This window comes from Raineya sp. (genome assembly GCF_053497555.1).
Genome location: NZ_JBRCWE010000016.1, coordinates 1 through 15,290 on the forward strand (window position 1 = coordinate 1; position 15,290 = coordinate 15,290).

12 protein-coding genes are annotated in these 15,290 nt (G+C 37.1%); 3 read left to right on the forward strand and 9 right to left on the reverse strand.

The window, feature by feature from the left end:
• Window positions 1–85: 85 nt before the first annotated feature.
• Together ACWITO_RS01670 and ACWITO_RS01675 are read right to left on the reverse strand one after the other, a co-directional pair.
• Window positions 86–487 carry a hypothetical protein gene (locus ACWITO_RS01670; RefSeq protein ID WP_448528278.1) on the reverse strand — a complete coding sequence of 134 codons (402 nt, stop codon included), beginning with the start codon at window positions 485–487 and terminating at the stop codon, window positions 86–88.
• Window positions 488–592: 105 nt separating this feature from the next.
• Window positions 593–1,894 carry an MFS transporter gene (locus ACWITO_RS01675; protein WP_448528279.1) on the reverse strand — a complete coding sequence of 434 codons (1,302 nt, stop codon included), beginning with the start codon at window positions 1,892–1,894 and terminating at the stop codon, window positions 593–595.
• A gap of 142 nt (window positions 1,895–2,036) precedes the next feature.
• Between ACWITO_RS01675 and ACWITO_RS01680 the strand changes: the two genes are divergently transcribed.
• Both ACWITO_RS01680 and ACWITO_RS01685 read left to right on the forward strand, forming a co-directional pair.
• Window positions 2,037–3,770, forward strand: a complete 1,734-nt coding sequence (locus ACWITO_RS01680; protein ID WP_448528280.1) for an AAA family ATPase — start codon at window positions 2,037–2,039, stop codon at window positions 3,768–3,770.
• A gap of 52 nt (window positions 3,771–3,822) precedes the next feature.
• Window positions 3,823–6,321 carry a DNA gyrase/topoisomerase IV subunit A gene (locus ACWITO_RS01685; protein WP_448528281.1) on the forward strand — a complete coding sequence of 833 codons (2,499 nt, stop codon included), beginning with the start codon at window positions 3,823–3,825 and terminating at the stop codon, window positions 6,319–6,321.
• Window positions 6,322–6,373: 52 nt separating this feature from the next.
• On the opposite strand, the gene ACWITO_RS01690 is transcribed toward ACWITO_RS01685, so the two are convergent.
• The 7 genes from ACWITO_RS01690 to ACWITO_RS01720 all read right to left on the reverse strand — a co-directional run bounded on the left by ACWITO_RS01690 (window position 6,374) and on the right by ACWITO_RS01720 (window position 13,992).
• The gene (locus ACWITO_RS01690; protein WP_448528282.1) at window positions 6,374–6,865 is read right to left on the reverse strand and encodes a hypothetical protein; all 492 of its coding nucleotides are present in this window, start codon (window positions 6,863–6,865) and stop codon (window positions 6,374–6,376) included.
• Window positions 6,866–6,957: 92 nt separating this feature from the next.
• Window positions 6,958–7,356, reverse strand: coding sequence for a hypothetical protein (locus ACWITO_RS01695; protein ID WP_448528283.1), 399 nt, complete (start codon window positions 7,354–7,356; stop codon window positions 6,958–6,960).
• Window positions 7,357–7,457: 101 nt separating this feature from the next.
• Window positions 7,458–9,548, reverse strand: coding sequence for an ATP-dependent DNA helicase RecG (gene recG / locus ACWITO_RS01700; protein ID WP_448528284.1), 2,091 nt, complete (start codon window positions 9,546–9,548; stop codon window positions 7,458–7,460).
• A 63-nt stretch (window positions 9,549–9,611) separates the two neighbouring features.
• A complete protein-coding gene (locus ACWITO_RS01705; protein WP_448528285.1) occupies window positions 9,612–10,637 on the reverse strand; it encodes a lysylphosphatidylglycerol synthase transmembrane domain-containing protein in 1,026 nt (341 codons plus the stop codon).
• A 6-nt stretch (window positions 10,638–10,643) separates the two neighbouring features.
• The gene (locus ACWITO_RS01710) at window positions 10,644–11,096 is read right to left on the reverse strand and encodes a hypothetical protein (protein WP_448528286.1); all 453 of its coding nucleotides are present in this window, start codon (window positions 11,094–11,096) and stop codon (window positions 10,644–10,646) included.
• A 58-nt stretch (window positions 11,097–11,154) separates the two neighbouring features.
• Window positions 11,155–12,522, reverse strand: coding sequence for a UDP-N-acetylmuramate--L-alanine ligase (gene murC, locus ACWITO_RS01715; protein ID WP_448528287.1), 1,368 nt, complete (start codon window positions 12,520–12,522; stop codon window positions 11,155–11,157).
• Between the two features lie 81 nt (window positions 12,523–12,603).
• Complete coding sequence (locus ACWITO_RS01720; RefSeq protein WP_448528288.1) at window positions 12,604–13,992, reverse strand: sensor histidine kinase; 1,389 nt, start codon at window positions 13,990–13,992, stop codon at window positions 12,604–12,606.
• Window positions 13,993–14,116: 124 nt separating this feature from the next.
• Here ACWITO_RS01720 and ACWITO_RS01725 point away from each other — a divergent pair, with 124 nt between their 5' ends.
• Window positions 14,117–15,238, forward strand: coding sequence for a glycosyltransferase family 4 protein (locus tag ACWITO_RS01725; RefSeq protein WP_448528289.1), 1,122 nt, complete (start codon window positions 14,117–14,119; stop codon window positions 15,236–15,238).
• Window positions 15,239–15,290: the final 52 nt, after the last annotated feature.

A 15,290-nucleotide genomic window follows, 5' to 3' on the forward strand; every position in this document is an offset into this window, starting at 1 on the left:
GGTATTATATACCTTTTTATATTATCTTTGCTTAAGATTTCCATGAAAAGTAATATTTTAGTTTCAGCACCTAAATATACAACTTTCATTGGAAATCTTTTTCAATCCTAAACAACTTCCTTATCAGAATATAGCGAGTGAGTATGGAGCTGGGAGAAGCATTTGCTTCGCTGGTTCGGGGTTGTGTAGAAGAACTTACCATTGCAATTTTCCAGCCCATTTTCAAAAGCTCATTGATTTTGTTCATCACAATTTTATCATTTGCTTTTACCTTTTTTTCGCTGATGTAGCGTCCAAAAGACCAAAGTCCTTTCAAATCAATCTCTTCGGTTTTCCCATCGGGATAATTTACATACATTTTAGAAAAACTACCATCAAGAAAGTCCATATACTCAACAGTAGTGATAATCATCATTTCTTGTTGTTGCTGAGCATAGCCCAAATGCAAGCCACAGCATAAAACAATTGATAGAATGTATCGTTTCATACGCAAAATGATTTTTTTCAAAATAAATTATTCCGCAAAACAAATTCAAGTTATCTGTTACAAAACGGCTATTTTCTGTGATGAAAACCCTGTTTTGTAGACTTTTTACTTGTAAGACTTTCTGGAAGGAATAAAGACAAGTATCAGCAAACCTACAACAAAAAATAAAAGCAGTGCCAGCACACTATTTCGCATAGAACCTGTAAGATGATGAACAACCCCATAGACAAAAATGCCCAAGGCTGTGGATATTTTATCAGTGGCATCATAAAAACTGAAAAAAGAAGCCGTATCGGTGGTTTCGGGCATTAGTTTGGCATAGGTAGCTCTTGAAAGCGATTGTATGCCCCCCATTACAAGCCCTACAACACCTGCCAGTGCATAAAAACTCATCTCAGCTTTTACAAAATAAGCCCAAATACAAATGATTATCCATATTCCTACGGCTACTCGCAAGGAAAGTGTATTGCCTTTTTTTTCTGAAATTTTTGAAAACAAATAAGAGCCTGCCACCGCCACCAGTTGAATAATTAAAACTACCATTATGAGCGATTGTTGCTCTAAATTGATTTCTTCTTTGGCAAAAAAAGTAGCTAAATACATTACGGTTTGCAAAGCCATATTGTAAAAAAAGAAAGCCACGATAAAAAGTTTGAGATAGGGCAACGTTTGCAGTTTTTTCCAAACCAAATTGAGTTCCTTAAAGCCATTGAGCAACCAACTGCCTTCTGCTTTTTTCTGATAAACATTTTTAGGCATAAAATAAAAGCTGTATTGAGCAAAACCCAACCACCAAATTCCTGTGAGAGCGAAAGAAATTCTTGGTGCAAGTGTAGCATCTTGAATACCTAATTTTTCACGAAAAATGATGAGAGCAAGCGAGAAAATTAGCAAAATCACACTGCCAATATACCCACGAGCAAAGGCTTTGGCACTGAGAGCATCAAATTTATCTTCGGTGGCTATATCGGGCAAATAGGAGTTATTAAAAACGATACTTCCTGCAAAACCAATCAAACCGAGCATATACCCCCATACGCCCCAATGTAAAGATTGCGTATCTTTGAAAAAAAATAGCATCAAGCAAGCCAGCGAACCCATTACACAAAAAAACTGCATAAACCCTTTTTTCTTTCCGCTGTAATCGGCAATCGCAGAAAGTAATGGACTTAAAATAGCTATCAGTAAGAACGCCAATGAAGCCGCATATTCAAAAAGTACGGTATTTTTCAGCGTAAAACCTGCAAAACTGATAATGTTTGAACCATCAGGGGTTCGGGTAACACTTTCGCTGTACCCAGGAAATACCGCCGAAGCAATTACAAGTGAAAAAGCCGAATTTGCCCAATCGTACATTGTCCAGGCATTGAGTATGCGAGGATTATTTTTAGAAAATTGAGTAGCCATACAATGAGTTTAGCCAAACTTATGAAAATATCCATTCAAGGCAAAATTTTTAGTGTAAAACTATTATGAACAAGATGGCGAATTTTGTTTCAGCATATCAGTATTTTTGCCTAATTTTGTAGATATTCCAACAAGCCGACTTATGAGCAAGCAAGAAGTTTTTTTTCCTTATGGTATTAGCAATTTCGCACAAGTAGCCACCCAAAACTATGTCTATGTAGATAAAACGCATTTTATTGAACTGCTAGAAAAAAAGCAAGAGCGATATGTATCTTTTTTGCGTCCTCGCCGTTTTGGTAAAAGTCTATTTGTTTCTCTGCTTGAACATTACTACGATATTAGACGAAAAAATCAATTCCAAGAGCTTTTCAGTAAGTATTATATCGGAAAAAATCCTACTCCACTTGCCAATAGTTATCGTATCTTGTTTTTTAATTTTAGTGCTATTAGCACTTCTACTCCCGAAGAAAGTTATCAAGAGTTTCTCAAAACAATTTCTTTGCAAGTCAGGGCTTTTTGTATGAAATACCATTTATTCAATGATGAAATCATCAAAGAAATTGGCTCACAAAGCAGTCCTGATTTGGTTGTAAAAAGTCTGTTTGAACTTTATGCCATCAATCATTCTGAAAATAAAATTTACTTGCTCATTGACGAATATGACCACTTCACAAACGAAATTTTAATCCGAAGTATTCAAGAATTCAAAGAAACCGTTTCCTCAAATGGCTATGTACGCAAATTTTACGAAGCACTCAAAAATGCCACACAATTGGGTGTAATTGAAAGATTTTTCATCACAGGCGTCTCCCCTATGACTATGGATAGCCTTACCAGTGGTTTCAATATCGTTAGTCATCTTACTTTACACAAAGATTTTGAAACAATGATGGGCTTTGAAGAAGCAGAAGTTAGATATTTGCTTAATCTTACCCTACAAAACCCTAAGCAAGAAGATGCTATCTTGAATGACTTGCGTGAATATTACAATGGATATAAATTTTATCCCTTCAGTAACAATAGCATCTACAACTCCGATATGGTACTCTACTTCTTAAAGCATTTCAAAGATGAACAAATGTACCCCTTTCAAATGCTTGACCCCAACATCGCCCCCGACTACGGAAAACTCAAACAAATGTTCAAAGTCGCTAACTGGCAAAATAATATCACCGTCTTGCAAGAGGTTCTTGAAAATGGTTTCGTGCAAGGTGAAATCATTTATCAATTTAACTTTGAAAATGATTTCAGCAAAAAAGATTTCATCAACTTCCTGTTTTACCTCGGAAACCTGACCATTCAGGAAACCGCTTTCAATAAAATCATTCGCTTCAAAATGCCCAACAAAGTCATTGCCGAACTCTACTGGCACTATTACGCAGAATTACTCTATAAAAATGCTCAACTCCTCTATTCCTTCCCTGATGATATTCAAATGGCTGTCGCTGATATGGCTCTTTCAGGCGATTTTTCAAAGTTTTTCTCCCTCGTAGAAAAACTCCTGCAAAACCTCTCTAACAGAGATTTCTTACGCTTTGACGAAAAACATATCAAAATGGCTATCATTGCCTACCTCATTCAAGCCAATATTTTCAACGTAATTTCTGAAAGAGAAACCCAAAATGGCAACTACATTGATATTGAGCTTTGTATCGCTCCCAACAACCCTTTCAAGCACCAACAATTCGCTATTGAACTCAAATACCTCAAAAAAGAAGATGAACACAAACTCTCTCAAACTATGCAAGAAGCTAAAAATCAAATCTTGCTTTACTACCAAAACGATGCTATCCTGCAAAGCAAAGAAATGCTCAACCTAGTTGCCGTCGTGGTCGTCAAAGATAAAATTTTCGCAGAAAAAGTGCTTTTTGCATAAAAAACTTTCTATTTCCCAAAATCCATTAACTTTGCAAGCAAAATCATAAGCTATGACGAAAGAGTTAGTACCTATCAGCGATTTATTTGAAAATTGGTTTTTAGATTATGCTTCCTATGTAATTTTAGAGCGTGCCGTTCCTGCGATTGAAGACGGCTTAAAGCCCGTGCAAAGACGCATTTTACACGCTATGTATCAAATAGATGACGGCAGATACAATAAAGTTGCCAATATCATTGGGCAAGCAATGCAGTACCACCCTCACGGCGATGCGGCAATTTCGGAGGCAATGATTGGACTGGGACAAAAAGATTTACTCATTGATACACAAGGAAACTGGGGCGATATACGTACAGGTGATAGTGCCGCCGCAAGCCGCTATATTGAGGCTCGTCTCACCAAATTTGCTTTGGAAGTGGCTTTCAATCCTGCCACTACCGAGTGGCAACTTTCTTATGATGGCAGAAAAAAAGAACCCATTAGTCTGCCAATGAAGTTCCCACTACTTTTAGCACAAGGTGTGGAAGGCATTGCCGTAGGACTTTCTACCAAAATTTTACCACATAATTTTTGCGAACTCATTGAGGCTTCTATTGATATTCTCAAAGGTAAAAATACTCAAATTTTACCCGACTTCCCTACGGGGGGCATCATTGATGTAAGCGATTACAAGTCGGGAGCCAGAGGCGGAAAAGTACGCATTAGAGCTAAAATTGAAAAAATTGATAATAAAACGATTGTCATTCGTGAAATTCCTTATGGCACTACTACCACTAGCCTCATAGAATCAGTACTGAAGGCGGTGGAACAAGGCAAAATTAAAATCAAAAATATTGTAGATAATACTGCCAAAGAGGTTGAAATTCTCATCACCTTACCACAAGGCGTTGAACCCGAAATTACCATTGATGCCCTCTATGCCTTTACCGATTGTGAAGTTTCGATTTCTCCAAATGCTTGCGTGATTGTTGATAAAAAGCCTATTTTTACAAGTGTTGATGAGATTTTGAGAATTTCTACTTTGAACACCAAAGAGCTTTTAAGAAAAGAACTTGCCTTACAAAAAAATACTTTGCAAGAGAAAATTTTGGCTTTGAGTTTGGAAAAAATTTTTATTGAGCAAAAAATTTACCGAAAAATAGAGGATGCTGAAACTTGGGAAGCGATTTTACAAATCATACGCACCCATATTGAGCCTTTTACACAAAACTTTTTCAGGGCTATTACCGATGAAGATATTACCAAACTTACTGAAATCAAAATCAAACGTATTTCTAAATACGATAGCCAAAAAGCAGAACAAGAACTTCAAAAACTTCAAAGCGATTTAGAAGAAACTGAAAATAATCTTGCCAATCTGAACGACTACGCTATTCTGTACTTCAAGAACCTACTCAAAAAATACGGAAAAGGTAGAGAGCGAAAAACCACCATAGCAACTTTCGGCACTATTCAGGCAACACAAGTAGTGGCAAATAATACCAAATTGTACGTCAATAGAACCGATGGCTTTGTAGGCTATGGCTTAAAGAAAGATGAATTTGTTTGCGATTGTGCCGATATTGATGATATTATTGTTTTCCGTACCGATGGCAAATTTTTGGTTACTAAAATTGCAGAAAAAACTTTCGTAGGCAAAGATATTATCCACGTGGCGGTTTTCAATAAAAACGATAACCGAATGACCTACAATATGGCTTATCGTGATGGGCTGGCGGGCAATACATACGTAAAACGCTTTCAGATAGGCGGCATTACGCGAGATAAAGAATACGACCTAACCAAAGGCGAAGCGAAATCAAAGGTTTTGTATTTTTCGGCAAACCCCAATGGCGAAGCCGAAAAAATACGCATCACGCTTTCTGCCAATTGTAAAGCTAAAAACAAAGTTTTTGAATATGATTTTGCCACGCTGGATATCAAAGGCAGAAGCAGTATGGGAAATATTCTCACCAAATATCCTGTGAAAAAAATTGAAAAAATTTCGGAAGGTATTTCTACGCTTGGCAAACTCCAAATTTGGTACGATACCCTCACAGGCGAACTGAATACACAAAACAAAGGCGTACTATTGGGCGGTTTTGAAGGAGAAGATAAAATTTTGGTTATTTACAAAGAGGGCAGTTACGAAATCAAAAACTACGACCTACGCCGCTTTGACCCCTTGCAAGTGGCTTTGGTTGAAAAATTTAATCCTGAAAAGGTGCTTTCTTGCATTTATTTCAGTGGCGAACACGGGCAATATTTTGTAAAACGCTTTCGTATTGAAACTTCCACACAAGATAAAATTTTCAGCTTTATCAACGAACACCCTGCTTCGCAGATGTTGCTGGTAAGTACCGAGCCTGAGCCACAAGTAAAAATAAAATATCAGAAAGCAGGTGAAAAAGTTGTAAGCGAGTTTGTGTATGATTTGGACATCTTGGCAGAAGTAAAAGGCTGGAAAGCCGTAGGAAATAAACTGCCCATACAGAATTTCAAAGAAATCACACTCTTGCAACCCCAAACGCAAACCAATACCCAAGAAAATGGAGTAGGTTTGTTTGGATAAAAAAGCGGTTGATATTTCTATCAACCGCCTAATTTACTAACCTTACCCAAAATCACAACTTAAATAAAATTCCAAGATTCAAGCCAAGAAAACCTGCACTTCCTCCATCGCCCAAAATAAGATTATATTTTAGGTTTGAAGTAAAAGCCAAATTATCACTAAAAGAATAGTCAAACCCTGCATAAGGAGCTATTCCTAAACGTGTTGCAGAGGCACTAAATCCTTCAACATTGGCACTCAAAATGTAAGCACCTAAATCTGTTCCAAGATAGAATTTAGAGTTACCACCTCCAAAAAGATATTCTATACTTCCAGTGATAGGAATAACATTTACACCTGACCAAGAATTGAAGCCTAAGTTACCGCCTGCACGCAGGTTATCACTTACATTAAATTTAACCATTGCATTGGCTCCAAAGCCCGTAGCGGTAAATCCTTCACTTGAAATAAACTGAGGTCCGATAGTTAGACCAATATTTGTTTGAGCTTTACTCAAACCAGCAAAAAATAAAGATAAAACGAAAATTAAAAGAGTTTTTTTCATAAAGGTTTAGGTTTTAAGTTTATAGAAATTTTTAGGTGCAAATAAGAAAGGAGGCTAATAACGCAAAGGCATTAGCCCCAAGTTTTTAGATTTTATTTAGTACCATTGAAGGTGAAACCAGGCTCAATAGTGATTTCAATTCTTTTGGTAGAAGCATTGTAACGAATAGTTGCCTCACTATTGCTATCTGTTTTAGCAGTGTAGCTTGTTCCATTGGCAGTTGTAAGAGAAGTTATTCGGTAAGTTCTTGCATAAGAACCTCCTACTTCAGTTGCTTGGATTGTTAGCTTATCACAAGCATCTACCGTAACCCTAACCCCTGCGTTTGGCGAAGCAATAACAGTAGCGGGCTGTTCAGTTAGTTCTCCTACATAATTACCTGCTATTTCATTGCTAAAACAAGGTTTGGGGTCTTCTTTTTTCTTACAAGAAGTAGAAAAAGCCATTGCAAAAGTTAGCAATAGAGCGGGGAAAAGAGTTGTTTTTTTCATAGTAATAGATTTTTAGAGTTGAACATAATTTTTTATGTTGCAATGTTACTATGTTTATATTAACTGATTATTTTTTGAATGTAAAAAAAAAAGTTAATTTTTTACGAAATCCTTGCCCAGTTGGTTGTGCTTTTTTTGAGGCTTTCAAGTTGGTATTTGATGCAAGCGTTTTTGTAGAGTTTTAGCTCGGCATCTTCTTGTAAAATAGTGAAGGCAGTTTGGCGAGCCTGCTCCAAAATAGAAGCATCTTTGGCAAGGTCTGCGATAAGAAGGTCTAAAATACCACTTTGTTGCGTACCCATCAGGTCGCCGGGTCCGCGTAGGCGAAGGTCTGTATTAGCAATTTCAAAACCATCGTTGGTTTCTACCATAATCTTGATACGCTCACGAGCCTCTTTGGAAAGTTCATATTTAGTCATCAGGATACAATACGATTGCTCTGAGCCTCGCCCTACTCTACCCCGTAACTGATGAAGTTGCGAAAGCCCAAAGCGTTCGGCATTTTCAATAACCATAATGGAAGCGTTGGGAACATTTACCCCTACTTCTATCACTGTGGTAGCGACCATAATTTGCGTTTCGCCACGAGCAAAGCGTTGCATTTCAAAATCTTTGTCTTTGGGTTTCATTTGTCCGTGCACTATACTAACGGCATATTCGGGAAAGGCTCTTGTAATGCTCTCGTAGCCGTCCATCAGGTTTTTGAGTTCTAATTTTTCCGACTCTTCAATCAGTGGATACACGAAATACACTTGCCTACCTTTTCGGATTTCTTCACGAATAAAACCAAATACTTTGAGGCGATGAGCATCGTAACGATGTACAGTACGCACAGGCTTTCTGCCTGGGGGCAATTCATCAATAATAGAAACATCTAAATCTCCGTAGAGTGTCATTGCAAGGGTACGAGGAATGGGTGTGGCAGTCATTACAAGTACGTGGGGAAAAATTGCCTGATTTTTATGCCATAGTTTGGAGCGTTGCTCAACACCAAAGCGGTGCTGTTCATCAATAATGGCAAGCCCTAAATTTTTGAATTTTACTTTTTCTTCAATGAGGGCGTGTGTGCCTATCAAAATTTTCATATCGCCGCTTTCCAGATAGTCGTGGATAAGTTTTCGGTTGCCCCCTGTACTTGAGCCTGTAAGAATATCAATGGGAATGTTGAGTTTATCGGCATATTTTTTGAGACCTTGGTAGTGTTGTTCGGCAAGGATTTCGGTAGGAGCCATTAGGCAAGCCTGAAAGCCATTACCTACCGCCAAAAGCATTGCAATAAAAGCCACTATTGTTTTTCCACTTCCTACGTCTCCTTGCAAAAGGCGATTCATTTGCTTGCCCGAGGTTACATCTTTGTAAATTTCCCGAATTACACGCTTTTGGGCATTTGTGAGGTCAAATTCTAAATGATTTTTGTAAAAATCGGTCAGTAGTGAGGTATCTTTGAACGAAAACCCTTGATAGGTTTCTTTGCGATAAAGATTTTGACGAATAAGACGAATTTGTGTATAAAATAATTCCTCAAATTTGAGCCTGTATTCGGCTTTTTTCAAAAGTTCTATGCTTTTGGGAAAATGAATGTTAGCAATAGCTTCCTTTTTAGCAATAAGTTGGTGTTGTTGTAAGACTTCTTCGGGTAGAGTTTCGCGTATGAGTTTAATAGCTTCGGGCAACACTCCTCGTATAATTTTGGCAAGAGCTTTGCTATCCAAGCCTTTTTGTTTCATTTTTTCCGTAGTATGATACACAGGAAAGAGTGTGCCTTGCTCTTTGATTTCTTGGGGATTATAGATTTGAATTTCAGGGTGTGGCAAAGTAATTTTACCATTAAATTCATTGGGTTTGCCAAAGGCAATATATTCCTGATTGATTTGAATGAATTTTTTGATGCCCACAATACCTTTGAACCAAATTAGTTCCAAATCGCCTGTTTCATCTCGCAAATAAGCAATAAAACGCTGTTTGCTACCCTCGCCTACGGTTTCGGTGAATTTTATTTTGCCTTTTACCTGAATATAAGGCATATCGGCGTGTAGTTCAGAAATTTTATGGAATTGGGAGCGGTCTTCGTGGCGAAAAGGATAATGCTGTATAAGGTCGGCAATGGTGAATATTTTAAGTTCCTTTTTAAGAATATCGGCTCGCTGGGGTCCAATGCCTTTTACGTATTCTATGGAAGTTTCAAAATTCATAGTTATTGGTAGTTGATACTACATCTCAATACTGAATACTCAATACTCTGTACTCTGTACTCGTTACTCATTACCCTGTACTTGGTACTCCGTACTTTTCTTGCTTACAAACCAAACGAGTATAAAAGCCAAACCTCCAAATACAAGCACTACAAGCGTCTGAACAATATGCATAAAAGTTCCTATGGTACTGCTCAGAGTGATATTTTGCTGGGGGTTGGGGGCAATTTTGTAACTTTCCAAGGTTTTGCCTACAAGCAAATTGTAAGCCCCTATACCTCCTTGTACAGGTAAAGCCATACCAATCCCACCCATTACCAAAATAGCAAGAGCCTGTAAAGGGTTGAGTGAAGTTGTTTCAGGTCTGATGAAAAAAAGTACATAAGACATCAAATAATACATTACCCAAATCAGTAGGGTATAAAAAATGAACAAGGGTTTATTTTGCACTCCTCTGAAACTCATAATTCCTTGCCAAACACCTTTCAAAAAACTTCCTAAACGACTTTGCAGGAAAATACGGATTTTTTTTCTCAAAACATATATCGCTATTGCCCCTAAAACCAGCAGTAAGCCACCTGCAAAGGCAATCCAATATAATTTTTCTACTGATACTTTTCTAAAAAGCCCTTCCCAAGATTCCGAAAAAATCTGACTAATACGCCCAAATTCCAAAGCCAGCACCGAAAGCACCAGACCCAGCAATATGAAAACATCTATTATTCTTTCAGTAACCACCGTACCAAAAGTAATTTGAGCAGGCACTCCTTCCATTTTTTGTAAAGCACCACAGCGAGCCACTTCGCCTGCTCGTGGCAAGGCTAAATTAGTCAGATAGCCCACCATAACCGCCAAAAACGAAGGAAATGCCCTCACTTTGTAGCCCAAAGGAGCAAGCAACATACAAGAACGCACTCCTCTTGCCCAATGGCTAATGAGAGCAAATACTGTCGAAAGCAAAAGCCAAAGCGGGTTGGCTTCGGTAAAGGATTTTTTTAGTTCATTCCAATCTAAATTGGGTACTATCAGAAAATAAAAAAGGGCAATGCCTATGCCCAAAGGTAAAATATACGATAGAATTTTTTTCATAGCTTGCTAAAAGTATTTTCGGTTCAGGATTTCGCTAACAATAATTGCTTGTTTGAAAGTATCTTTGTTTTTGAGCACTTTGGCAAAAGGGGATTGTGTTTTTTGTTGGACTTGATAAGGCGAAAAATGTTGGTCGCCTTTTCTTTGTTCATCAGTTAGCCCCCTTTCAGGATTTACCACGTCCAAAACTTTCTTTTTTCGGGGTTGCTTTTGTTGTTTAGGCTTTTCGGAGAGCTTTTGTGCTTCTTTTTCAGCCTCTTGAATTTGCTTTTTTACTTGTTTGAGCAAGTCATCAAGGGTAGTTTTGGTACTTTTGTTTTGTGCAGTCTGAGTTTTTTTGGGCAAAGTTTCTTGTTCTTGAGCAGGAGCAGGCTCGGTTTCTTTATTACCCCCAAAAACACGTACCAAAAAGATAATAATTGCAATAATGTAGGGCAAAAGTTCAAATATACCATCCATTGTTTTATGCTTTTTCTTTTCAAACTTACAAAAAGATTTGTAAGACTGCAAAGAAAGTTTATTTTTTTTCCAAAACCTGACGGATAGGCTGTACGAGCCTATCAATATCGCCTGCCCCAATAGTTACAACTATTTCGCAATCAATCATTTGCAAAATAATAGGCAAATTTTCTTTGGTACAAAGTAATTTTTCAGTTGTTTGAGCTTTTTCTAAAAGCATTTTAGAATGAACGCCTTCAATGGGTTTTTCGCGTGCAGGATAAATATCCAAAAGAATGAGCCTATCGGCAAGCGAAAGAGCCTGCGAAAATTCAGTGGCAAAATCGCGGGTACGTGTGTACAAATGTGGCTGAAAAATAGCTGTTAGATGTTTTTCGGGGTAAAGCATACGCACCGCTGTCAGGAAAGCACGAATTTCTTCGGGGTGATGAGCATAATCATCTATTTGAATAATTTTGTCGGTTTTCAAAATGTATTCAAAACGCCTTTTTACACCCTTAAATTCGGCAACAGCTTTGACAATTGTTTCATCAGGTATTTGCAGATTTTGAGCTACTGCAATAGCGGCAAGCACATTCAAAATATTATGATAGCCGGGCACCTGTAAATGTACATTTTCTAAAATACTTTGCGGAGTAAGCACATCAAAAACAAAATTTCCTTCTTGTATGCGGATATTTTTTGCCTGATACTCACCTTTTTGCAAGCCAAAAGTAGCAGAATGAACTTGGTTTTCAATTTTCAGAGGCAAGCCATTTTTATAGAACAAAACACCATTCGTCTTGATTTTTCTGACAAACATTTCAAAAGCCTCTTGCACTGCCGAAGGATTTTGGTAAATATCCAAATGGTCGGCATCGGTAGCCGTAATGATAGCAATATTAGGATTTAAGGTCAGAAAAGACCTATCGTATTCATCGGCTTCTACAACTACATAAGCATTGGGTTCGTTGCTTAAAAGTAAATTGGTAGCATAATTTTGCGTAATGCCCCCCACAAAAGCCGTAACAGGTTTTTGAGCAAAACTAAGTAAATGAGCTACCATTGAGGTAGTAGTCGTTTTGCCGTGAGTGCCTGCAATAGCAATCGTGAAATTATCTTGGGTAATAAGTCCCAAAGCCTCTGCACGTTTGAGAATTTTGTAATCTTTTTCTCTAAAAAACTGCAAAAGGGGGCTTTCTTGCGGTATGGCAGGCGTAAAAACTACTAAAGTGTTTTCAGTTGTAAAATTATTTGGAATAAGACGGGTATCTTCTTCAAATACAACCGATATATTTTCGCTGATAAGCTCTTGCGTAATTTGAGAAGGGGTTTTATCGTAACCTGAAACGCAAAACTGATTCGCCTTGAACCACCTTGCCAGTGCACTCATTCCTATTCCACCTATTCCCAAAAAATAGATATTCTTGAAATCTTGCAGATTCATTGTAGTTTTAGCTGTGCAAATTTTTGCAAAAATAATAGGAAAGCTCGGAAAAATACAAAAACTTACACAAAATTTCTACTGCTATGAATAATTTTCCATAGAAGTTCTACTTTGGCTCACTACCATACTAATAGGAAAATGCAGTACTACCGTAGTTCCTTGATTTTCCTTACTTTGAATATCCATAAAACCCCCACATTTTCTAATTAGACTTTGTACCAAATTCAAGCCCAAGCCTGTGCCTTTCTCGTTCATTGTACCTTTGCTGGAAAAAAGCACACCTGCACGGATTTTTTTCAGATTTTCAGCAGATATGCCCTTCCCTTCATCTAAAACACTGATTTTAAGAAACTTATTATCCAAATCGGTACTTACAACAATTTTACTGACTTGGGAAGAAAACTTTACTGCATTGGAAAAGATATTACGCAACATAATAGCAAGCATCTGCTCATCACATCTTTTTATGATGCCTTCTGTTTTTTCAATATTTAAAATCAGTTTTATCTGTTTGTACCGCCCAATGAGTTGCAAGTTATCAAAAATACTTATCAGAAATTTATTCAATTCTACATCTTTCATTGTAGGTTCAGCATTATCTAATTGGCTTTTTGCCCAATAGAGCAAATTATCTACCAAATTGAGCGTATAATTCAAATTCTGATACATATCGGGCAAAAGTTCTTTCAGACTTTCCAAGGGGTAGTCCCCTTGATAAGCCAGTTCTACCAAAGATTCCGATGAGCTTAATGGACTACGCAAATCGTGGGCAATAATAGAAAAAAGCCTATCCTTGGATTCATTCAACATAGCCAGCTCTTTATTTTTTTGTTCTAATTCTTTAGAATACTCACCGAGAATTATGTTTCTCTGTATAATTAGCTTCTCTTTGATAGCCAAACTTTTGCTGTTCTCATCATAACTTTTCTTCACAATCCAAACATTCATAAAAGCTGTAAAAGTGAGAATGATATGCGTAGCAGTCATATCCACAAAAATGTATAGCCTTTCTCCGGGATAAGGCACTACAAGTTCGGGGAAAAAGTATTCTGTAATGGTGAGAGCTAAAATAGCCAAGCAAACCAAACCGATTGCCTTCCAATGCCACTTGACAGGCAACAATAATGGTGCAATAACCCCTAAAATTACAAAGTACAAGGGAACACGGCTTTGCACCCCTCCACCTCCAAAATAAAAGTAGGCAAGCAAAAGTGCAGTAAATACAAAAAATAAAACATTGGCTTGGTAAAACTTATTTTTGCGAAAAGCAAGATAATAAATGCCTACATATCCGAAGATACTCACTACACAAAACCAACCTATTAGAGTTAAGCCAACTGAAAAATTAATAGGAATCGCCGCTACAAGGCTCAAAACCGCCATCCAAAAAATAACATAAAAGATTTTTTCTTCAAGAGAAAAAATAGTTTTAGGTCTAAAAAAGTCAATAATAAAATTAGATTTGGGCATTACTTCAAAAATTACTTACATTTAAGCCAACAGAAAAAATATTTTTCAAATCTACAAATTTTGTGCTTTCTCAATAAAACATATTAAAATTTTTGTTGTAACATCTATTTAGCTTTACGAAACTATGAAAATAATTTACCTACACCAATATTTCAAGTTACCTACTGAAAACGGTTCGCATAGGTCTTGGTACATAGCCGAAGCAATGCAAAAAAAAGGCTTTGAAATTGCAATTATCACAATAGGTAGTAAAAACGATACAAAAAACTTTGAACAAATAAACATACACTATCTAAATGTTCCGTACAAGCAAGAAATGAGTGCTTGGCGAAGAGTAGTAGCTTTTGCAAAATTTATGCTGAAAGCTATGAAAAAAAGTTTGAATATCCAAAATATTTTTGCAATTTATGCTACTTCTACCCCTCTTTCAGTGGGCATTATAGCACTTTTTCTGAAAAAAATCAAGAAAATTCCTTATATTTTTGAAGTTAGAGATTTGTGGCCTCTTGTACCCATAGAAATGGGCTATGTAAAAGGCAAACTTTTTCAGAGATTTCTCTTTTGGCTTGAAAAAAAGATTTATGAAAATGCTGAAAAGATTATAGTGCTTTCGCCACCGATGCAGGAATATGTACGCAAAATAGTGCCCAAAAAACCCATCTTATGCGTACCGAATATGTCGGATTGTGAAGTATTTTTCCCTCAAAATAAGAAAAAGGAAAACGAACCCTTCCGAATAGCTTATTTTGGCAGTATGGGCAAAGCCAATGCTTTGGAAAGGCTTCTACAAGTTGCTGAAAAACACCCCGAAATAGAATTTTGGGTTATTGGCGAAGGCTCCGAAAAAAAGAGATTGCAGAAAATAGCTCCTCAAAATGTGTATTTTTTTGCAGGGAAACCCAAACACGAACTCAACGAAATGCTCGCCTGTGTAGATGCCTTTTATGTAAGTTTTGCCGAATATCCATCATTAGAAACATGCAGTCCGAATAAATTTTTTGATGGCATTGCGGCAGGAAAATTGTGCATTACCAACACCAAAGGCTGGATAAAAGATTTAGTAGAAAAACACGAATGTGGTTTTTATGCAGGCTCGCCCGATGAATTTAGGAAGAAAATTCAGCCTTTTTTACAAAATAAAAATCTTTTGCAAACCGCCCAAGCCAATGCCCGAAAACTTGCTGAAAAAGAATTTGAAAAAAATCAACTAAGCCAAAAAGTGGTGAATTTTTTAGAATGCATATGAAATACGATTTACACTAACTTGTTGATTTAATTCACAAAAACTTTTATTTTTG